Consider the following 20,653-nt stretch of genomic DNA (forward strand, 5'->3'; position numbering starts at 1 on the left):
CTGATTCCCGCAATGGGACTAATGAGTCATACTTAGGCGCACACGCGACGAAAGTTCATGCTCGCGGACTCGAGGATGAGGGATTGACGGATGTTCTACGGAGTGGGCATCGTGGGTGCCGGGCCGGGAGTGACGGCGCTCCATCTGCCGACGACGGGTCGACTCGGCGAACAGTTCGCCGTGGTGCACATCTCCGACGCCGGCAGCGGACGCGCTGCTGCGCAGGCTGCCCGCATCGGCGCCCGCCATTCATCGGGTCTGGACGATCTGCTGGCCGATCCGCGCGTCGACGTCGTCGCGATCTGCTCGCCGCCCGAGCAGCACTCCGAGCAGATCCTCTCCGCCGTGCGAGCGGGTGTCCGCGGCATCCTGTGTGAGAAGCCGCTCGCGATGACCGCGGCGGACGCGGAGGACGCGATCGACGCGTGCCGCCGGGCCGGTGTCGCCTTGGTCGTCGGCACGAACCACTTGTTCGACGACGCGTGGGGGCGAACGAAGCACCACCTGGTCGCAGTCGGTGGGCCGGTGCAGACCGTATCGGTGTCGATGTCGCTCGCGCCGAACGGCAGATATCACGCCGACGTCACCGACGACCCGCCCGCCGTCGCTCAGCGCGGAGGAGCGCCGGACCTGCAGAACCCGGTGGTCGCGGCGCAGATCGTCCGCCGCCTCATGCTCGGACTTGCGATCCACGACCTGCCGCTCCTGCGCGACCTGGCACCCGAGTTCCCCGTCGGCGGCCAGGTGGTCTACGCCCGCGCGGTCGCGCCGATCGGCCTGTGCGTCGGCTACCGCGCCGGCGGCGTGCTCATCCACCTCGCGGCGGTGATGCACCAGGACGGCGCGGACACCCTGTGGCGGTTGGGGATCTCGACCTCCGAAGATCGCATCGAGATCGACTTCCCTCCGCCATTCGTGCACGCCGGCAGTGCAGCGGTGCGCGTACGGGCGGCGAACGGGCGGTGGACGACGTACGCCCGCACCGAGGAGGACGGCTATCTGCAGGAGTGGCGGGCGCTCGCCGACCTGCTGGACTCGGGGGAGGCGGTCGAGTACGAGGAGATCCTCGACGACGCGCGCTACGCGATCGCGTTGGCGGATGCCGCGTCCGAGCTGGTCCGCGAAGGGGGTGCGCGATGAGCGTGGCGATCCTCACCCGGCAGCCGGACTTCCTCGCCGCGGTCGCCGAACTCCCGCTCGCCGCCCGAGTCGCGGACGGTCCCCGCGGGGCGGTCGTCGTCCTCACCGGCGAACGCGTCGTCGAGAAGGCGCAGCGCGCGCAGGACGACGGCGCTGCGGCGCTCGTCGTCTCGGATGCCGCCGCGCTGCGGACGGTCGATCTCGAGGCGCTGCACGCGGGCGTGCGGATTCCCCTTGTGATCGCTCGACCGCGAGTGCGCCCGGACATCGCGAACGCCCTCGGCGCGGCATCCGCCGCCGTTCGCGCCGTCGTCGTCGAGGCGTCCGCGACGGCGGACGAGCGCATCGGGACCACGCGCGACGCCGTCGCCTGGGCGCGACTGATCGCCGGCGGAGACCTGCGGTGGGTCGCCGGAGAGGCGGGGCCAACGGGTTCGCTCGCTCTGTTCGAGCGGGCAGCCGTGCCGGTGACCGTGCTCATCTCCGTGTCGCGGACCGGGTCGTCGGTCATCCGCGCCCACACGCTCGGCCACGAACGCGTCGAGGTCACGATCGATGACGGCGCCCTCGTGCAGCGCGTGGAGCGGACCAGCGCCGACGGCACGACGATCGCGCCGCAGCGCTTCGAAACGCTGCACCGACTCACGCTCCGCCGGGCGCTCGCGGCCGCTGAGGGACAGGCGCAGCCGACGGATCTCGTCGACGAGGTGCACGATGCCCGATACGCCGACGTGCTCGCGACCGCGGGATCCGCAGAACTGCGGCGCCATAAACGATCCTGATGATCGCGATAGGCGAGAGGGGATTCCCGCATATGCCGATCTCAGACCAAAGTTGTGTGTGGGCGTTCGTGCCCTGATCACCCAGAGAGAGCACAGCCGATGACGTCTTCCGGACCCGCAGCCCCCTACGCCCTCGCTCGGTTCCGCGACGGAGGCGACGTGGCACTCGGGGTGGTCGCCGGCGACCGCATCCGCCGCGTGAGCACGGACGAGCTCGGCGCAGCCGACCTGAACGCGTTCCTCGCGAGGGGCTCGTGGGAGCGCGTCGCGGAGCTCGCCGAGAAGACCGACGGATGGATGCCGCTGGCGGACGTCACCCTGACCGCCCCGGTGGAGCCCCGCCAGGTGTTGCAGACCGGTGCGAACTACCGCGAGCACGTGATCGAGCTTGTCGCGGCGGGGCTCACGAACAACACCGACCGCACGCCGGAGGAGGCTCGTGCGTTCGCCGCGGACATGATGGACGACCGCGCTGCGAACGGTGAGCCGTACTTCTTCATCGGCCTGCCCGCCGCAGTCGTCGGCGACGACGTCCCCCTGGAGCTGCCCTCCTACAGCGAGGTGCACGACTGGGAGCTCGAGCTCGCCGTCGTGATCGGCCGCGAGGCGTTCCGCGTCTCGCGCGAGGACGCGCTCGACCACGTCGCCGGCTACACGATCGTCAACGACATCACCACGCGCGACCTGGTGTTCCGCAAGGACATGAAGGAGATCGGCACCGACTGGTACTCATCCAAGAACGCGCCGGGCTTCCTCCCCACCGGACCCTTCCTGGTGCCTGCCGCGTTCGTGGAAGCCGCGAACGCGCACGTCGTGCTCGAACTCAACGGACGGGCCATGCAGGACGCGTCCACGGACGATCTGCTCTTCGACATCCCGGCGCTCATCTCGGGTGCCTCGCAGATATCGCCCCTCCTGCCGGGCGACCTCCTGCTGACCGGAAGCCCGGCCGGCAACGGTCAGCATTGGAAGCGCTTCCTCCGGGACGGTGACGTCATGACGGGGACGATCGCCAATCTCGGCACCCAGGTCGTGCGCTGCGTGGGGGCGTCATGACCACGCCGTCCGAGAATCCGGTCGACCTCGACCGCACCGACCCCGAGTCGGAGATCGCCGCACGGGCGGAGGCGTACCGAAACTGGGGGCGATGGGGCCAGGACGACGTCCTCGGCACCCTCAACCACATCGCGCCCGAGCATCGCGTCGCTGCCGCCGCGCTGGTGCGCGAAGGCACCGTCGTCTCGCTCGCCCAGTCGTTCGACACGAACGGACCGCAGAAGGGATGGCGCCGTCGCACCAACCCGGTGCACACCATGACCGACACCGGCACCGATGCCGAGCGGGGCAACCAGGGATTCCCGCACGGCATCGGCGGCGCCGACGACGTGATCTCGATGCCGCTGCAATGCTCGACGCAGTGGGACGGTCTCGGGCATATCTTCGACCACGGCAACGCCTGGAACGGCCGGCGTGCCGGCGACGTCGTGACCAGCGAAGGCGACCTCGTGACGGGCATCGAGCATGCCGCCTCCGTCATCGTGTCCCGGGGCGTGCTGCTGGATGTCGGACGGCACCTCGAGCCCGCGACCGGCGAGCTCGCCGACGGCTACGCGATCACCGTCGCCGACCTCGACGCGACTGCCGCTGCGCAGGGCGTCGCCGTCGGCGCCGGCGACATCGTGCTCGTTCGCACCGGTCAGCTCGCCCGCGCGCGCCGCGACGGGTGGGGTGACTACGCAGGGGGACCGGCGCCCGGTCTCTCGCTCACCACCGCGGGGTGGCTGCACCGTACGGAGATCGCCGCGATCGCGACGGACACGTGGGGCTTCGAGGTGCGCCCGAACGAGTTCGACGTGCCGGCGTTCCAGCCTCTGCATCAGGTCGTGATCCCGAACCTCGGGCTCACGATCGGCGAGATGTGGGACCTCGACGAACTCGGAGCCGCCTGTGCGGCATCCGGTCGCTATGCGTTCCTGCTCTCCGCCGCGCCGCTGCCGATCACCGGCGCGGTCGGATCCCCCCTCAACCCCGTCGCGATCCTCTAGATCCGCGATCCCATCCAGACCAACGGAGGAACTGAGATGACCGCAGTCCACAACGTCGCGATCGCCGGCGGAGGCGTCGCCGGACTCGCCGCCGCGATCCAGCTCGCGAAGGCGGGTATCCAGGTCGATGTGTTCGAGAGCCGCCCCGAACTCACGGCGCTCGGTTCGGGCATCACGCTGCAGGGGAACGCGCTGCGCGTGTTCGACGCCCTCGGCGTGTGGGAGGACATGCAGGCGGCGGGCTACCCTTTCGTCGGGTTGAACCTGCGGGCGCCTGGTCCGGACGCGACGGTCGTCGCGCGGATGCCCGATGTGAAGTCCGGCGGCCCGGACTACCCGTCCACGATGGGGATGCCGCGCCCCGAGCTCGCCCGCATCCTCTTCGACCACGCCGTGAAGGCGGGCGCCCGCGTCCGCTTCGGCGCGAAGGTCGCAGGGCTCGAGCAGCGCGACGACGGTGTCGAGGTCTTCGTCGGCGACGATTCCGCAGGCGTGTTCGACCTGCTGATCGGCGCCGACGGCGTGAACTCGGTGGTGCGCGAGCTCATCGGAATCCAGACCAAGCCCGAGACGAACGGCATGGGGATCTGGCGCACATTCGTCTCGCGTCCCGCCGAGGTGGAGAGCAGCGAGCTGTACTACGGCGGTCCCGTCTACATCGCCGGCTACACGCCGACGAGCGAGGACACGATGTACGCGTTCCTCGTCGAGAAGGCACAGGACCGCGTCGGACTGTCCGACGAGGAGGCCTCGCAGATCATGCTCGAGGAGTCCCGCGCGTACGGCGGGCCGTGGAACGCGATCCGCGCCGACCTCGAGAAGGGTGCGCACACCAACTACACGTGGTTCACGAAGCACGTGGTGGACGCGCCGTGGAACCGCGGGCGCGTCGTGATCATCGGCGACGCGGCGCACTCGTGCCCTCCGACGATCGCGCAGGGCGCGGCTCAGGGGCTCGAGGACGCATTCGTCCTCACCGAGCTGCTCGTCTCGCGTGACGCGCTGGACCAGCAGCTGTGGGACGAGTTCCACGCGCGACGCCTGCCGCGCGCCACCGCGGTCGTCGAGGCCTCGAGCCAGCTTGCGCAGTGGCAGATCGACGGCGATCGCGACGCGGACGCCGGTGGTCTGATCTTCGGCATCGCGAAGAAGATGGCTGAACCCGCATGACCGATCCCCGCCCTGTCGTCACCGACGTCCACGCGCACATCCTGCTTCCCTCGCTGCACGCAGAGATCGAACGGCGCGCGCCCGAGGGCGTGCGCGCGGCCGCTGCGCTCGAGCTCGTCCGCAATGGAGCCGAGAGCCTGAAGGTGTCCGGACCCATGGTGGGTTCGCGCATCCCGAAGCTCACCGACGTCTCCGTGCGACTGGCCGACATGGACGCGCAGGGTGTGGATCGCCAGTGGGTCAGCGCTTCGCCGAACCACTTCTATCCGTGGGCGGAGGAGGAGCTCGCCGTGTGGGCGGCGCGCGAGGCGAACCGCCTCACCGCAGCGCACGTCTCCCTCGCCCCTGAGCGTCTGACCGGTCTCGGGCTCGTCCCGCTGCAGCATCCTGGGCGCATCGTCGAGTGCCTCGACGACGCCGTCCTCGTCCACGGACTCGCGGGTGTCGAGATCTCCTCGTTCGCCGGCGACGTCGAGCTGTCCGACCCGCGCCTGGAGCCGTTCTGGGCGCGGGCGGCCGAGCTCGGCGCCGTCGTGTTCCTGCATCCGTTCGGCTGCAGCCTCGACGAGCGGCTCGACCGGTTCTACCTTTCCAACACCGTGGGGCAGCCGGTCGAGAACGCCGTCGCGCTGTCGCACCTGATCTTCGCCGGCGTGCTCGATCGGCACCCCGAGCTGCGTCTGGTCGCCGCGCACGGCGGGGGCTACCTGCCCACCGCGATCGGACGATCCGACCGCGCGTGGAAGGTGCGCCCGGAGGCACAGCGATGCGCGCACGCGCCGTCGACCTACCTCCGCAAGATCTGGTTCGACACCGTCGTGCACGACCCGAAGGGTCTGCGCACGTTGGTGGAGGTCGCAGGCGGATCGCAGGTCCTCCTCGGCAGCGACTACCCGTTCGACATGGGGCTCGATGACCCCGTGGCTCTGGTCCGCGGGGCGGGACTGCCCGCCGAGGTCGTCGAGCGCATCCTCGGCGGCAACGCCGACGCGCTCCTGACGAGTCGGGTGCCCGCATGAAGCTCGCGCGGTGGGTCGAGGGCGGGAAGGTCAGCGAAGGCATCGTCGAGGGTGATCGTGTGGTCGCCTTCCCGGACGCGCTGACGGTCGGCGACGTGCTGGCGCAGGGGCTGGATGCGGCGCTGCGGATCGGCGAGCGGATCGATGTCTCGACCGGCACAGCCCTCGCCCAGGTCCGCCTGATCGCTCCGCTGGTCCCTTCCTCCATCCGCGACTTCGTGGCATTCGAGGAGCATGTCGAGGGGGTCAGCGCATCGGTCGACGGCAAGAGCGAGGTGGTGCCCGAGTGGTACCAGGCGCCCACCTTCTACTTCACCAACCCCCACACCGTGCTGGGCCCGGGTGACGAGGTCAGCCCGCCGGTCACCGAGCGGCTCGACTTCGAGCTCGAGGTCGCCGCGGTGATCGGCGGCGTCGTCGGCTCCAGCGGGGCGAATCTGACGCCCGATGAGGCGGCATCCCACATCTTCGGCTATACGATCATGAACGACTGGTCTGCCCGCGACCTGCAGGCACGGGAGATGAAGGTGCGTCTGGGGCCCGCCAAGGGCAAGGACTTCGGCACCGCGCTCGGGCCGTGGATCGTGACCGCCGACGAGCTCGCGCCGCACGTCGACGAGGACGGCTTCCTCGCCGTCCGCGCCGAAGTGCACGTGAACGGACGCCTCATCGGCGACGACCTCGTCTCGAACATGGGCTGGCCGTTCCCCGAGCTGGTCGCGTACGCCTCCCGCAACTCCCGTGTCGTGGCCGGCGACGTACTCGGCTCCGGCACGGTCGGCAACGGAGGATGCCTCGGTGAACTGTGGGGGCGGGCGGGCGCGCTCACGCCGCCACCGCTGGCCGAGGGCGACGACGTGCGCATGGTGGTCGACGGCATCGGAGAGCTGCGCGGTCGCGTGGGCGCCTCCGTCGCCGCGCCCGATCTCCCCACGGCCCGCCCGCGCTCACGCGCGCGATACGCGCCGACCCGAAAGTGAAGGAAACCGACATGACCGAAAGACTCGTCTCCCACCTGCGCTACGCCGCGCTCGCGGTGCCGGACTTCCAGACGGAGCGCGACTTCTTCGTCGACTACTGGGGCCTGACCGAGGTGCACGCTGAAGACGGCCTCAGCTACCTCGCCGCCGAGGGCTCGAGCGAGCCTTTCATCCTCCGCCTGCGCCGTGACGACAAGCGCATCGACCTCGTCGGGTTCGCGGTCGCGAACCGCGCCGACCTCCATGCCCTCGCCGACAAACTTCACACGGAGGGCGTGCAGTTCGTCCACGACCCGCAGGAGCTCACGGGCTTCAGCGGTGGGTACGGCTTCCGGGTGTTCGACGGCGACGGACGCGTCCTGGAGTTCTCGACCGGCTACCAGACGCGCGAAGCGCGCAAGATCCGTGAACGCGAGCCGATCCCCGCGAAGCTCTCGCACGTGGTGTTCAACTCCGCGAACCTCAACCAGTCGGCGCAGTGGTACATCGACCACCTCGACTTCTCGATCTCGGACTCGCTCACCCGTCCCGACGGCGCCGACATGATGCACTTCATGCGCTGCAACACGACCCACCACTCGGTCGCGATCGCGATGGGCCCGCATCACTCGCTGCACCACCTCTCCTTCGAGATGCGCGGGATCGAGGAGTGGATGCGCGGGGCGGGCAAGATCCTGCGCTCGGGGGCGCGGATGATCTGGGGTCCCGGTCGCCACAATGCCGGCGACAACACGTTCGCGTACTTCCTGAGCCCTGCCGGCAACACGATCGAGTACACCACCGAGCTGTCGGTCCTCGACGAGGAGACGTGGGAGCCGCACCGGCTCAACATCAAGGAGGTGTCCAATCAGGATCAGTGGGGCACCGCCCAGGAGATGAGCGAGCTCATCGCCCGCGAATCCTTCAACGACATCGACAAAGGGCTGTTCGTCGCACCTCCGGTGTGAACGACGGCGGTACAGAGGAGACTGTGGCATGACACGCATCCACTTCGCCGTGGACCACGGCGGCTACGAACTCGGCCGTGCGCTGGAGGCGCGCGCAAGAACAGCCGGACACGACGTCGTCTGGCATGGTGCCGAAAGCCTCGATCCCGGTGACGACTACCCCCTCTTCGCGATCGCCGTCGGAGCGGCGGTCGTGAAGGATCAGGATGCCGGAATCGACGCGTTCGGGGTCCTCGTCCTCGACGAGGGCGCTGCAGGAGTCGTCGCGGCGAACAAGGTGAACGGTGCGCGCGCCATCCAGGCCGCCTCGCCCCGCGCCGCCGCGAACGCCCGCGAGGTCGTCGATGCCAATGTCCTGGTACTGGAGGGCATCGCGTTCGAGGAGAACGCCTGGCTCACGATCAGCGCTTTCGTGACGACCTCCCTTCCGCACGACGTCGCTCGCGGGCGGCAGATCCTCCAGATCGAGGAGTACGAGAACGCCGGCACCATCGAGGGCTGGGCGATCCAACTCGAGCCGGAGCAGGTGCCCGTCCGGCGCGAGTGACCGGCGTCGCGGCGGGCGTTGTTAGGTTGATTTTCGACATAAGAATGCCTAGAATGGACGTGACGTCGGGATCCATCGGATCCGATCTGACCCGTGAAGCGGCGGGCCAGGCACACACGGTCGCGTCGACGACCCGATCCATCGGGTGACCTCGCATATGCCGCTCTCTCCGTGGAGGCTCCGCCTCCTCATCGCCTCCCTGCTGACCGTCTCCTTCCTCGGCGCGCTCGACCACACGGTCGTGTCGACGTCCCTCGCCACGATCACGGGTGATCTCGGCGCCGTGGAGCAGATGAGCTGGGTGATCGTCTCCTACACCCTCGCGAGCACGGTCCTCCTGCCGGTGCTCGGCAAGTTGGCCGATCTCGTCGGCGCGCGCCTGGTGTTCCTCTCGAGCCTCGCGCTGTTCATCGTGGCCTCGCTGTTCTGCGGGTTGGCCCAGGACATCACCCAGCTCGCCCTCGCTCGCATCGCGCAGGGCATCGGCTCGGCGGGACTGCATCTCATGCCGCAGACGATCGTCGGCGAGGTGACGTCACCGCGCGAGCGTCCGAAGGTCATGTCATGGATCGGCGCGGCGTTCCCGATCGCGATCCTGGTCGGACCTCTGGCGGGCGGGCTCATCACGGATGCGTGGGGATGGCGCTGGATCTTCTGGATCAACATCCCGGTGGGGCTCGTGGCCCTCGCGCTCGCCATGGTCGCCGTGCCGCACATCGCGGGGCGCTCCGGGAGGCGGTTCGACATCGCCGGCGCACTCGTGCTCGGTGTGACCGTGACCTCGTTCGTCCTCGCGGCCAGTTGGGCTGCGACGGATGGACTCGACGGCGGCTTCCCCCTCCTCGTCGCAGCCCTCGTGGCTGCCGTGGGCCTGGTCGTGTTCATCGTCATCGAGCTGCGGGTGTCCGAGCCAGTCGTGCCGCTGCGCCACTTCGCGCACCGGACGATCCTCGTGTGCATCGTGCTGTCCACCGTCATCGGCGTGGGGCTCTTCTCGGTGGTCTCGTACGTGCCCACCTACATCCAGATGGCGTACCGGACGTCAGCGACGGTGTCGGGCCTCGTGCCGATCGCGACGGTGTTCGGGATGCTGGTCTCGAGTCTGCTGACGGGCTGGCTCGCGAGCCGCTCCGGTCGCTACCGCATCTTCCCGGTCGCCGGCACCGCAATGGCCGCGATCGGTCTGCTCATCATGTCTCAGCTCCCGCCCGGACTGCCGCTGTGGGTGCCGATGGCGGCGATGGGCCTGGTGGGCATCGGCACCGGCGCCTTCATGAACATCATCGTGGCTGTCGCTCAGAGCGCCGCATCGCGCAGCGACACCGGCAGCGTGACGGCGACGGTCTCGCTCGTGCGCCAGGTGGGATCGACCACCGCGACCGCGATCGTCGGTGGTCTGGTCGGCGTCGGGATCACGATGGGGCTTCCTGCGGCACTGGATGCCGCCACGCTCACCCCCGCTGCGGTGCACGCCGCATCCGCGGCGGTGCAGGCCGATGTCGCGGCGCTGTACTCCAGCGTCATGGCGCCGATCTTCCTCGGCCTCGCCGTGACCTACGCGATCGGCGTCATCGCGGCGCTCCTGCTTCCCGACGGCCGCCTCTCCGACGAGCGCGATGCCGCGTCCGTGACCCAGGCCGAACCCGCCATCGCCTGAAGCCCCACCCTCGAACACCGCCCTCGAAGAGGAGAAGCCATGTCCCACCACCCCACGATCGCGATCGTCGGCTCCGGCCCGATCGGCGCAACCTACGCACGGAAATTGCTCGAAGGGCTGCCGCACGCGCGCGTCGTCATGTTCGAAGCGGGCCCCCAGCTCACCGAGCGACCGGGCGAGAGCGTCCGCAACATCCAGGATCCCGATGCGAAGGCGAGAGCGCGCGAGATGTCGCAAGGACCGCAGGCGGGAGACCTTCGCGAGTCGCTCGGCATCCCGTCGGCGACCGTCGTCGAGGGCATGTTCACGGCGCGGCAGGGCACCCACCTCTTCGACTTCGGAGGCGAGGGCTCGGCGCACGCGCCGACCTTCGCAGCCGCAGCCGGCGCGACCAATGTCGGCGGTCAGGGTTCCCACTGGACGTGCGCGACCCCGGCGCCCGCCTTCAGCGAGAAGATCCCCTTCATCTCAGACGCCGAGTGGGAGGACTTGATCGGCGAGGCGAGGAATCTGCTGCACGTCCAGGATGCCGCCTTCGCGGACTCCGCGGTGGGTGCCGCCATCCGATCGCTGCTTGCGGAGGAGTTCGCCGATGAACTGCCGGAGGGGTACGGCGTCAGCACCCTGCCCGTTTCCGGCGATCCGCAGCCGGACGGGTCCATGCGCTGGGGTGGCACCGACTTCGTGCTCGGCCCGCTCATCGATTCCTCCTCACCTCTGAGTGAGCGCTTCGAACTGCGCAACCTGACGCTCGTGCGCCGCATCGATCGCGACGGCGACACAGTGACGGGCGTCACGGTCGAGGATCTGCGCACGCGGGAGATCGGGTCCGTCGCAGCCGATGTCGTCGTGGTCGCGGCGGACGCCTTCCGCTCGCCGCAGCTGCTGTGGGCGTCCGGCATCCGCCCCGCCGCGCTGGGAAGGTACCTCACCGAACACCCCGTCGTGATCACGACGGTCGCCCTCGACGCCGAGAAGATGAGCCGCTTCGCTACGGAGGATCAGCTGGATGCCGAGCTCGCGCAGCGCGCGAAGCACGCGGCAGACCCGGTCGCGGCGGTCAACCGCATCCCGTTCTCCGAGCCACGCCACCCGTTCTCTCTGCAGGTCATGTACTCCGAGAACACCCCGTTCCCGCTGCCCGAGGACAGCCCCTTCGTCGGCAACCGGTGGGGATTCGTCAACATGGGCAACGGCCTGCGCAAGCGGCCGCGCGTCGAGGACGGTCTCACGTTCACCGACGACGAGCTCGACTACCGCGGGTTCCCCAACTTCACCGTCGACTACGAGCTGACAGACGCAGAACTCAGCGAGATCGAGGCAGCAACGGCCGACCTCCGTCGTGTCGGCGAGACGCTCGGCGTCTTCGTCGCGGAGCCGCGCCTCATGCCGAACGGCTCGAGCCTGCACTACATGGGCACGATGCGCATGGGCGAGGTCGATGACGGGACCTCCGTCGCCGACCCGTACTCCCGCGTGTGGGGCGTGGACGGTCTCGTCGTCGGAGGCAACGCGCTGATTCCGACGGCGAACGCGATGAACCCGACGCTCATGAGCGTCGCGATCGCCGTTCGCGGTGCGCGCAAGGTGATCGAGGAGCTGTCCGCAGACGACGCGGAGTCGACGCCAATCGAGTCGACGGCGTAGCCACCGTCACCTCATGCCGGACGCAGAACGGCTTCTGAAGACTGACGCACCGCGAGCCACGTCGGAATCAGCTCGACGCCTGCCGGACCTCGTCCACCTTCCATCGCTTCGAGCAGCCTGTTGGCCGCCCTCCGCCCTACTTCCTCGAGGTTCAGGTCGACGGTGGTCAGTGGCGGTCGCGACGCTTCTGCGATCACGTTCCAGTTATCGACTCCGACGACGCCGATATCGTCTGGCGAGCGAAGGCCGGCCTCGCGGATCCCTTCTGTGATTCCCCGGGCGATCTGATCGCTCGCCGCGAAGACCCCATCGACGGGGTGCGACGAATTGACCAGGCGCGCCGCAGCGTCTCGGCCCCAGCGCTCGCTCCACTCGCCGAAGAGCGCGGTGCCGAGCACGGGCTGCAATCCGGCAGCCTGCAGAGCGCGCATGGCCCCATCCAGGCGGTGCTGGCTTGCGACATGCCGCTCCGGGCCCATGACCACGGCGATGTCGCGTCTGCCGGTCGCCAAGAGGTGATTGACGGCATCGATGGCACCGGTGGTGTCGTCGTAGGTCACCGACACGTCGTCGAGATGGTCCGATACTGTCACGGCGTACACGACAGGAACGTTGACCGCGGTTCGCAACGAGGGGCGGACGTTGCGGGAATGACCTGTGACGATGATGCCGTCCACCCTCCGTGCTGTGAGGGTCCGGAGGTAGTGCTGTTCGCGGATCGGGTCTCCTCGGCTTTCGCACAGCAGCATCGAAAGCTGTCCAGCGCCGAGCGCGTCTTCGGCTCCTGCCAGAAGCGGGAGCGTGAACCGACCCCAGTCGTCGGTGCTCAGAATGCCGACTGTGTAGCTCCGTCCGCTCAACAGGCCGCGTGCCAATTGATTGGGCTGGAAGTTCAGCTCACGGGCAGACTGGAGAACCCGCTGGCGGGTCTCAGGGCGAAGCTGCCCGGTTCCATTAACCGCCTTGGAGACAGTGCTGATGGATACACCTGCGCGAGCTGCTACCTCAGCCACGGTGACCGGCCGGTTGGGCCGCGAGCTCGTCTCCATTCGGTCACCATAGAGCCTTTCTGGTACTTTCCGCAATTCGGAAAATCCTGGCGAGGTTGACGGCCGAAAACGCCGCAAATTACTTTAGGAAAACCAATTCCGTTCGGGGGTGGTTTCCCTCAATTCAAAGGAGAATGATGAAACGTGCACTGGCTGCGATGGCAGCAGCAGGGGCCCTCGTGCTGCTGGCCGGATGTGCAGGCTCAGGGGGAGGAGATGAAGAGTCGGCTTCGGAGCTCACGATGTGGGTGCGCCCCGATGGATCCATCTCGCAAGCCCTCGTCGACGAGTACAACGCAACCCACGACACGCAGATCAAGCTGACCGTTGTGCCTGGCGACTCGTACCTGCAGAAGGTGGCGACCGCGGCGGGCAGCAATTCGCTACCCGATCTTCTCGCGTCGGATGTCGTCTACGCACCCAACTACGTCGACCAGGGTCTCTATCAGGATCTGACGGACCGCATCGAGGAGCTGCCCTTCGTGGACAGCCTCGTTCCGTCTCATCTGGAGGCGGCCAGCAAGGACGGCCAGATGTACGCCGTGCCCCACATCGTGGACAACTCGCTCATCCTGTACAACAAGGACCTGTACGTCGCCGCGGGGCTGGACCCGGAGGTGCCTCCGACGAGCTTCGACGAGATGTACGAGCAGGCGAAGGCCATTCGTGACAGCGCTGGTGGAGACACGTACGGCTTCTACTTCGCAGGCAACTGCGGCGGGTGCAATCTGTACACGCTCACCCCCTACCTGGCCGCCGCCGACGAGCCGCCGCTGATGGAGGACGGTGCCGTGGCCAACCTTGACACGCAGCCGATGCGCGACGTCATGGATCTGTATCAGCGGATGTACGAAGAAGGTATCGCGCCGACCTCATCGGCCAATGAAGATGGGTCGACTTGGACGGCCGGCTTCGTGTCCGGTTCCATCGGCATTCTTCCGGCGGGTAGCTTCGTGATGGAGACCCTTCGCCAGGAAGCCGACTTCGAGTGGGGAGTCGCCCCGCTCCCCGCCCCCGACGGCGCATCTTCGTCTTCGTTCGTGGGTGGCGATGTCATCGGCGTCACCCGCAGCTCGAAGAACATCGACGCTGCCTGGGACTTCATCCAGTGGTCGCTGTCTGATGAAGCGCAGGTCGACGTGCTCGCGAAGATCGGCACGTGGCCGGTGCGCGTCGATCTCGCCGACAACGAGTACACCTCGAAGGATCCGCGTTCGGTCGAAGCTGTCGAGATGCTCGCAGACGGGTACACCGCGAAGTCGCTCAAGACCGGGGAGATCTTCAACGAATCCACCGGACCGTGGACGCAGAACCTCCGCGCTGTGATCGTCAACGGAGAGGACTCGGCCACAGGTTCGGCTGCGCTGCAGGAGTCGGTGCAGAAGCTTCTCGACGACTAGTCAGCGGTTGGGGGCGGCGCGTTGCGGGCGCCGCCCCCAATCAATACCCGAAAGCAAGGAGTTCCTGTGGCCACCGCCACCCCCCTCACTTCACCCACACCGGCCAGGACCAGGCGTCGCGCGGTCACGCTGCGACGGCCCGCCGTCGGTGCGGCGTTTGTCTTGCCCGCCGCCGTCGTCGTCCTTCTTCTGTTCATCGTCCCCCTTTGCGTTCTGATCTTCATGTCGTTTCAGGACTGGCCGCTGCTGGGTTCGCCTGAGCCGAATGGACTGGACAACTACACAAGCATCCCTGACAACGAGCTCTTCATCGGCGCCATCGGATTCACGCTGCTGTACACCGTGCTGGCGACCGTCATCATCTTTCTCGTCTCGTTCTGCCTGGTCGCTGTCGCTGGAAGTCAGCGGCGCGGAGCAAAGTTCTACCGCACGACATTCTTTCTCCCTTACGTCGTCGGTACGGCGTCGGCTGGGCTCATCTGGTACTCAGCGGTCAACGATCAGACCGGAATCGCCAATACCGTTCTGCAGGTCCTCGGTCTTTCGGACGGGCCGTGGGGATTCCTCAGCACGCCTGAGAAGGCGCTGTTCACCACTCTCACGCTCGTGGTGTGGAAGTTCATCGGTTTTCAAGTGATCGTGCTCGTGGTCGGACTTCAGTCCATTCCGGGGGAACTGTACGAGGCGGCACGGCTGGACGGAGCCAACACATGGCACCGGCTGCGCTACATCACCTTCCCATTCCTCAAGCCCACCCTCGCACTGCTTCTGATTCTGTCGGTCACGGGCTCACTCCTGAGCTTCGACCAGTTCATGGTGCTCACCCGCGGCGGGCCTGACAACAGCACCATCACCATGGTGTACGCGCTGTACAACACCGCCTTCGTGTCGTTCGATCTGGGGCGCGCCGCTGCGCTGTCGGTCATCCTGCTGATCGCCCTCGTTCTGCTGAACGTGATCCAGCTGGCGGTTCTGCGAAAGAGAGGTTCCGATGACTGACACCGTCGCAAAGCCATCCACCCGGCGAGGTTCGAAAGCGTCCACACCTTCCCGAGTGATCCCCGCCGCCGTGCGTGTTCGGCGTGGGGTGGCAACGACCGCATTCCACGGAGTCGCCATTGCTCTGGCAGGCATCTTCCTCGCGCCGTTGCTGCTGGCGCTGGTGAACTCCTTCAAGTCTCCTGAGGAAGCCAACCGGCAGCCCCCCACCTTCATCCCGGAGTCGTTCTCACTCGGCAACTATGAGAAGCTCGCGACATTCGGGGAAGGCCTCGGCGTCTACTTGTGGAACAGTGTGGCGCTGTCGCTGGTCTCCGTGCTGGGCACAGTCGTCATCACGGTTCTGGCCGGCTACGGATTCGCGCGGTTCAACTTCCCAGGCAAGAACATTCTGTTCGTCTCCACGCTGGCCATCCTGATGGTGCCGTACGCGACGATCCTCCTACCGCTGTACTTGGTGATGGGATGGATGGGGCTGCAGAACAGCATCTTCGGTCTTGCCCTGGTGCTGATCATGTTCCAACTCCCGTTCAGCATCTTCCTGATGCGCAACTCGTTCGAGTCCATCCCGCGAGAACTCGAAGAGGCCGCCCTCGTCGACGGCGCCGGGCCCGTCAAGGCGTTGCGATACATCTCACTTCCTCTCGTCGCACCCGCTGTTGCGACCGTCGCCCTGTTCGCCTTCATCGCTTCATGGAACGAGTTTCTGGCACCACTGATCTTTCTCAATTCGGGCGACCAGTACACATTGCCGATCATGCTTGTGAACATTCGCTCCAACGCCTACGGGGTGGTGGACTACGGCGCCATGCAGGCCGGCATCGTGATCGCCATCGTTCCCACTCTGATCGTCTACCTCCTGTTGCAGCGCTACTACGTGGCGGGACTGACCAATGGGGCGCTCCGTGGCTGAGACCGCGACAAGTCACCCCCCGCTCGACGAAAGAACGCCCGTGACAGACATCGACGCGCCCATCCACCCCACGGCGGGCCGGCTTCGGCCCATCGGAGTCGGGGATGCTGACCTCACATCGGGCCCCTGGGCGAAGTGGCAGCAGGACAACGCCGCCATCACCTTCCCTCATGCGCGAGCCTGGCTCGAACGCGACGGCGCGGTGGACAACTTTCGGAGGCTGCTACCCGATCACGGCGTCGACTCCCCCCGGCAGGGGATGTGGTTCAGCGACTCCGACGTGTACAAGGTCCTGGAGGGTGCGGCTTGGGAGATGGCCCGGGTTGGGGCCAGCTCCGACCCCGTGATGCGCACCGTCGTCGATGACCTGATCTCCCTCATCGGATCCGTTCAGGAGGAAGACGGATACATCAACACCAATGTGCAAGCCGGTCTTGCCAGACGTTGGACCAACCTGCAGTCCAGCCACGAAATGTACTGCATCGGCCACCTGATCCAGGCAGCCGTCGCCCACTACCGCGCGAGCGGCAGCGACGATCTCCTGAGTGTCGCCACCCGCGCCGCTGACCGCCTCGTGGCGGATTTCGGCCAGCGCCGGCGGCGTGAAAGCGACGGTCATCAGCAGATCGAGATGGCGATGGTCGAGCTGTACCGGGTCACTGGAACGACCGCCTACCTCGACCTCGCGAAGCAGTTCATCGACGACCGCGGCAGCGACGTCTTCACCCCGACTCCCGCATGGCCCGTCGACCGCGTGTACCTCCAGGACGACGTCCCGCTCCGAGACCGGGACCGTATCGCCGGTCACGCGGTCCGCGCGCTGTACTACCTCTCCGGGGCAACCGACGTCGCCGTCGAGACTGACGACAGCGAACTGCTCGACGCCGTGCGACGCATCGCCGACGACATCGCGCGGACGCAGATGTACGTGACTGGCGCTCTCGGATCGCGGGCACACCAGGAGGAGCTCGGCGACGCACACGAACTTCCCCAAGACCTTGGCTACGGCGAGACGTGCGCCACCATCGGCCACATTGGGCTGAGCTGGCGCCTTCTGCTGGCTACCGGCGAACAGAAGTACGCGGACGTCATCGAGCGTGGCCTGTACAACCTCCTCGCGGCATCGACCTCCGCAGATCGACGCGGTTTTTTCTACAGCAACCCCGGACACCGGCGGCGTGCCCTGCCCGCGGCGCCAGTCGACGGCAAGCCCGGGCGTGCCGATGCCCCTGGAACACGACCGGCATGGTTCTGGTGCGCGTGCTGTCCACCCAACATCCTTCGCACCATCGCTTCCCTTGGCGCTTATGCGCTCACAAGCGACGATGACGGGGTGCAGCTGCACCAGTTCTTCCCGGGGCGGTACCGCGCGCAGACGAAAGCCGGTCGGATCACGGTGGACGTGGAGACGATCTACCCCGCGGACGGGCGTGTGACGGTGATCGTTCGCGACTGTCCCGATGATGTCTGGCGTCTGTCCATTCGCCGGCCCGGATGGGCAGAGCACGTACATGTCGCCGTCGTCGACGAGGCCGAAGCGGCGCTCCAGGATGCGCACATCGACACTGACGGTGTCATCTCTGTGCGGCGAGAGTGGAAACCCGGAGACCGGGTTCACATCGACATTCCCGTCACACCACGGTGGACGGTGGGGCACCCTGCGGCTGACGCCGTGCGCGGCACCGTCGTCCTCGAACGAGGTCCGGTCGTATACGCGCTCGAGAGCCACGACCAGGAAGCGGGAGTCGACCTCGAGACCGTCGAAGTGGACACTTCGTCCACAGTCCGAGAAACCCCTGTCGAGATCGCCGGTGAGCGGACTCTCGCCCTTGCCGTCGACGGACGCGTCATCGATGATTCCTTGTGGGTCGAGTCCGGCTGGGTCCCACTGGCGGCTGTCTCAGGTGAGGGCGTCGCGTCGACGGCGACGATGCTGACGTTCATCCCTTACGCCCTGTGGGCAAATCGCGGGCCATCACAGATGCGCGTACACGTGCCCAGGGCATCACGCCACTGACCCCGAATCTCACCACCAAACGCCTTCCCGTGACGCCGATCTCACGAAGGCCAACATCCCCGCGCACGCTGACACGCAGCATCACGGCAGGAGCAGTCAAGTAATGAAGTTCACCGACGGGTTCTGGCAGCTGCGTCCCGGCGTCACGGCGCTGTACGCGCAGGAGGCCTACGACATCTGGCGGACCGAGGACAGCCCCGACGGCCCCGGCCTGGTCGTCACCGCGCCCACGAGCGTGATCACCAAGCGCGGCGACACCCTCAACCGCGCCGTGCTGACGACGACCGTGTCCTCGCCGATGGAGGGCGTCGTCCGCGTGCGCATCGCCCATCACGAGGGCGCGCGCCGGCACGACGGCTTCGATCTGCCCGGCGCCGTCGAAGGGGGAGTCGGTGCGGCATCCGTCACGGGAGGCGGGGTCCTCACGACCGGACCCCTCACCGTGCGCGTGTCGGCCGGAACCCCGTGGGACCTCTCCTTCGAGGTCGACGGCCGCCGCGTGACCGGCAGCGGTCCGCGCGCGCAGGGGTACCTGCAGCTGGCCGGCGACGCGCAGGTGGATCCGGGCATCGTCGACAACGCTCGCGCGGGCTCGGCGGCGCCGCGTCCGCGCACGTTCGTCCACGAGCAGCTCGACCTCGGCGTAGGCGAGCTGATCTACGGGCTGGGGGAACGCTTCGGTCCTCTGGTCAAGAACGGCCAGACCGTCGACATCTGGAACGCGGACGGGGGGACCTCGAGCGAGCAGGCCTACAAGAACGTGCCGTTCCACCTGTCCAACCGCGGGTACGGCGTGCTCGTCAACGACCCCGGGCACGTCTCGTACGAAATCGGCACCGAAGCCGTCGAGCGCGTGCAGTTCTCCGTGGCGGGGGAGGTCCTGGAGTACTTCGTCTTCGCCGGGCCGACGCCCAAGCAGGTCATCGAGCGGTACACGGCGCTCACGGGACGCCCTCCGGTCGTCCCGGCGTGGTCGTACGGGCTGTGGCTGTCGACGTCGTTCACGACCGATTACGACGAGCAGACCGTGACGTCGTTCATCGACGAGATGGCGGCGCGTGAGCTGCCCGTCTCGGTCTTCCACTTCGACTGCTTCTGGATGCGCGAGTTCAACTGGTGCGACTTCGAGTGGGATCCGCGCACGTTCCCCGACCCCCACGGCATGCTGGCGCGCCTGCACGAGAAGGATCTCCGCGTCTGCGTGTGGGTCAACCCCTACATCGCCCAGCGCTCGCCGCTGTTCCGCGAGGCCGCCGACCGCGGCTTCCTCGTGCGCCGTCCCGACGGCTCGGTGTGGCAGTGGGATCTGTGGCAGGCGGGTATGGGGCTCGTCGATTTCACGAATCCGGATGCCACGGCCTGGTACCAGTCGCACCTGCGACGACTGGTGGCGCAGGGCGTCGACTGCTTCAAGACCGACTTCGGCGAGAGGATCCCGCTCGACGTCGAGTACTCCGACGGATCGGATCCGTCCCGCATGCACAACCGCTACACCCAGCTCTACAACAAGGCCGTCCACGACGTGCTCGTCCAGGAGCGGGGTGCGGGCGACGCCGTGCTGTTCGCGCGCTCGGCCACCGCCGGCGGCCAGACGATGCCGGTGCACTGGGGCGGCGATTCGACGTCGACGTTCGTGTCGATGGCCGAGACGCTGCGAGGAGGGCTTTCGCTCGCGCTGAGCGGCTTCGCGTTCTGGAGCCACGACATCGGCGGCTTCGAGGGGACACCGGATGCCGGCGTCTACAAGCGCTGGACCGCCTTCGGCCTCCTCGGGTCGCACTCGCGGTTCCACGGGTCGCAGTCCTACCGGGTGCCGTGGATGTTCGACGACGAGGCCGTCGAGGTGACGCGGATCTTCACCCACCTCAAGATGCGCCTGATGCCTTACCTGCACCAGGTCGGTCTGGATGCGGCGGCCACCGGCATCCCGCTCATGCGGCCCATGCCGCTGGAGTTCCCCGACGATCCTGCGGCGGCCTATCTGGACAGGCAGTACATGCTGGGCTCGGAGCTCCTGGTGGCACCCGTGTTCACGGAGTCCGGCGAGGTCGACTTCTACTTGCCCGCGGGCACCTGGACCTCGCTCCTGACGGGCGACACCGTCGAGGGCGGCCGGTGGTTGCGCGAGACGCACGGATACCTATCGCTGCCCCTCTATGCGCGACCGGGAGCGGTGATACCGTGGGGTGCTCGAGTTGACCGACCCGACTACGACTACTTGCAGGGTCTCACCATCCGGGTCTTTCCCGGCGGCACGGGATCGAGAGGTGTCACGGTGACCGCTCCAGACGGGATCGCACAGACATTCACCGTGGATCTCGGTCAGCCTACCGAGTGACGC

At 67.5% G+C, this 20,653-nt stretch carries 17 protein-coding genes; 16 read left to right on the plus strand and 1 reads right to left on the minus strand.

The window, feature by feature from the left end:
• Positions 1–90 precede the first annotated feature (90 nt).
• From B0B14_RS00750 to B0B14_RS00800, 11 genes are all read left to right on the plus strand, one after another.
• Positions 91–1,140: a Gfo/Idh/MocA family protein gene (locus B0B14_RS00750; protein ID WP_076679524.1), complete on the plus strand. Its 1,050-nt coding sequence runs from the start codon at positions 91–93 to the stop codon at positions 1,138–1,140.
• The gene (locus B0B14_RS00755; RefSeq protein ID WP_143733595.1) at positions 1,137–1,922 is read left to right on the plus strand and encodes a hypothetical protein; all 786 of its coding nucleotides are present in this window, start codon (positions 1,137–1,139) and stop codon (positions 1,920–1,922) included. The genes B0B14_RS00750 and B0B14_RS00755 overlap by 4 nt, the downstream gene beginning before the upstream one ends.
• A gap of 99 nt (positions 1,923–2,021) precedes the next feature.
• On the plus strand, positions 2,022–2,978 hold the full coding sequence (locus B0B14_RS00760) for a fumarylacetoacetate hydrolase family protein (protein ID WP_076679526.1): 957 nt from the start codon (positions 2,022–2,024) through the stop codon (positions 2,976–2,978).
• Positions 2,975–3,967 (plus strand): cyclase family protein, encoded by a 993-nt coding sequence (locus B0B14_RS00765; protein WP_076679527.1) that lies wholly within the window; start codon positions 2,975–2,977, stop codon positions 3,965–3,967. Before B0B14_RS00760 ends, B0B14_RS00765 begins: the two co-directional genes overlap by 4 nt.
• A 36-nt stretch (positions 3,968–4,003) precedes the next feature.
• Positions 4,004–5,137, plus strand: coding sequence for an FAD-dependent monooxygenase (locus tag B0B14_RS00770; protein WP_076679528.1), 1,134 nt, complete (start codon positions 4,004–4,006; stop codon positions 5,135–5,137).
• Positions 5,134–6,156 (plus strand): amidohydrolase family protein, encoded by a 1,023-nt coding sequence (locus B0B14_RS00775; protein ID WP_076679529.1) that lies wholly within the window; start codon positions 5,134–5,136, stop codon positions 6,154–6,156. Before B0B14_RS00770 ends, B0B14_RS00775 begins: the two co-directional genes overlap by 4 nt.
• Positions 6,153–7,136 carry a fumarylacetoacetate hydrolase family protein gene (locus B0B14_RS00780; protein ID WP_076679530.1) on the plus strand — a complete coding sequence of 328 codons (984 nt, stop codon included), beginning with the start codon at positions 6,153–6,155 and terminating at the stop codon, positions 7,134–7,136. Before B0B14_RS00775 ends, B0B14_RS00780 begins: the two co-directional genes overlap by 4 nt.
• An 11-nt stretch (positions 7,137–7,147) precedes the next feature.
• The gene (locus B0B14_RS00785) at positions 7,148–8,083 is read left to right on the plus strand and encodes a VOC family protein (RefSeq protein ID WP_076679531.1); all 936 of its coding nucleotides are present in this window, start codon (positions 7,148–7,150) and stop codon (positions 8,081–8,083) included.
• A 28-nt stretch (positions 8,084–8,111) separates the two neighbouring features.
• Complete coding sequence (locus tag B0B14_RS00790; protein WP_076679532.1) at positions 8,112–8,630, plus strand: RpiB/LacA/LacB family sugar-phosphate isomerase; 519 nt, start codon at positions 8,112–8,114, stop codon at positions 8,628–8,630.
• A 157-nt stretch (positions 8,631–8,787) separates the two neighbouring features.
• Positions 8,788–10,287: an MFS transporter gene (locus tag B0B14_RS00795; protein WP_076679533.1), complete on the plus strand. Its 1,500-nt coding sequence runs from the start codon at positions 8,788–8,790 to the stop codon at positions 10,285–10,287.
• Positions 10,288–10,326: 39 nt separating this feature from the next.
• On the plus strand, positions 10,327–11,934 hold the full coding sequence (locus B0B14_RS00800; RefSeq protein ID WP_076679534.1) for a GMC oxidoreductase: 1,608 nt from the start codon (positions 10,327–10,329) through the stop codon (positions 11,932–11,934).
• A gap of 11 nt (positions 11,935–11,945) precedes the next feature.
• Here B0B14_RS00800 and B0B14_RS00805 read toward each other — a convergent pair whose 3' ends face one another.
• Entirely contained in the window at positions 11,946–12,983 is a 1,038-nt protein-coding gene (locus B0B14_RS00805; RefSeq protein WP_076679535.1) for a LacI family DNA-binding transcriptional regulator, read from the minus strand.
• Between the two features lie 56 nt (positions 12,984–13,039).
• Between B0B14_RS00805 and B0B14_RS00810 the strand changes: the two genes are divergently transcribed.
• From B0B14_RS00810 to yicI, 5 genes are all read left to right on the plus strand, one after another.
• Positions 13,040–14,383 (plus strand): ABC transporter substrate-binding protein, encoded by a 1,344-nt coding sequence (locus B0B14_RS00810; protein ID WP_143733597.1) that lies wholly within the window; start codon positions 13,040–13,042, stop codon positions 14,381–14,383.
• A 66-nt stretch (positions 14,384–14,449) separates the two neighbouring features.
• Positions 14,450–15,382: a carbohydrate ABC transporter permease gene (locus B0B14_RS00815; RefSeq protein WP_076679537.1), complete on the plus strand. Its 933-nt coding sequence runs from the start codon at positions 14,450–14,452 to the stop codon at positions 15,380–15,382.
• Complete coding sequence (locus tag B0B14_RS00820; protein WP_083710234.1) at positions 15,375–16,295, plus strand: carbohydrate ABC transporter permease; 921 nt, start codon at positions 15,375–15,377, stop codon at positions 16,293–16,295. Before B0B14_RS00815 ends, B0B14_RS00820 begins: the two co-directional genes overlap by 8 nt.
• 40 nt (positions 16,296–16,335) lie before the next feature.
• Positions 16,336–18,312 (plus strand): glycoside hydrolase family 127 protein, encoded by a 1,977-nt coding sequence (locus B0B14_RS00825; RefSeq protein WP_076681187.1) that lies wholly within the window; start codon positions 16,336–16,338, stop codon positions 18,310–18,312.
• 103 nt (positions 18,313–18,415) lie between these two features.
• On the plus strand, positions 18,416–20,650 hold the full coding sequence (gene yicI / locus B0B14_RS00830; protein WP_076679538.1) for an alpha-xylosidase: 2,235 nt from the start codon (positions 18,416–18,418) through the stop codon (positions 20,648–20,650).
• The last annotated feature ends 3 nt before the right edge of the window (positions 20,651–20,653 follow it).

The sequence above is a fragment of the Microbacterium sp. RU33B genome (assembly GCF_900155915.1).
In the GTDB taxonomy this organism is placed as follows: domain Bacteria; phylum Actinomycetota; class Actinomycetes; order Actinomycetales; family Microbacteriaceae; genus Microbacterium.

Excerpts from the sequence above, each read along its gene's own strand:
- B0B14_RS00750 (WP_076679524.1), top strand. The coding sequence starts at position 91 with ATGTTCTACGGAGTGGGCATCGTGGGTGCCGGGCCGGGAGTGACGGCG.
- B0B14_RS00755 (WP_143733595.1), top strand. The coding sequence starts at position 1,137 with ATGAGCGTGGCGATCCTCACCCGGCAGCCGGACTTCCTCGCCGCGGTC.
- B0B14_RS00760 (WP_076679526.1), top strand. The coding sequence starts at position 2,022 with ATGACGTCTTCCGGACCCGCAGCCCCCTACGCCCTCGCTCGGTTCCGC.
- B0B14_RS00765 (WP_076679527.1), top strand. The coding sequence starts at position 2,975 with ATGACCACGCCGTCCGAGAATCCGGTCGACCTCGACCGCACCGACCCC.
- B0B14_RS00770 (WP_076679528.1), top strand. The coding sequence starts at position 4,004 with ATGACCGCAGTCCACAACGTCGCGATCGCCGGCGGAGGCGTCGCCGGA.
- B0B14_RS00775 (WP_076679529.1), top strand. The coding sequence starts at position 5,134 with ATGACCGATCCCCGCCCTGTCGTCACCGACGTCCACGCGCACATCCTG.
- B0B14_RS00780 (WP_076679530.1), top strand. The coding sequence starts at position 6,153 with ATGAAGCTCGCGCGGTGGGTCGAGGGCGGGAAGGTCAGCGAAGGCATC.
- B0B14_RS00785 (WP_076679531.1), top strand. The coding sequence starts at position 7,148 with ATGACCGAAAGACTCGTCTCCCACCTGCGCTACGCCGCGCTCGCGGTG.
- B0B14_RS00790 (WP_076679532.1), top strand. The coding sequence starts at position 8,112 with ATGACACGCATCCACTTCGCCGTGGACCACGGCGGCTACGAACTCGGC.
- B0B14_RS00795 (WP_076679533.1), top strand. The coding sequence starts at position 8,788 with ATGCCGCTCTCTCCGTGGAGGCTCCGCCTCCTCATCGCCTCCCTGCTG.
- B0B14_RS00800 (WP_076679534.1), top strand. The coding sequence starts at position 10,327 with ATGTCCCACCACCCCACGATCGCGATCGTCGGCTCCGGCCCGATCGGC.
- B0B14_RS00805 (WP_076679535.1), bottom strand. The coding sequence starts at position 12,983 with ATGGAGACGAGCTCGCGGCCCAACCGGCCGGTCACCGTGGCTGAGGTA.
- B0B14_RS00820 (WP_083710234.1), top strand. The coding sequence starts at position 15,375 with ATGACTGACACCGTCGCAAAGCCATCCACCCGGCGAGGTTCGAAAGCG.
- yicI (WP_076679538.1), top strand. The coding sequence starts at position 18,416 with ATGAAGTTCACCGACGGGTTCTGGCAGCTGCGTCCCGGCGTCACGGCG.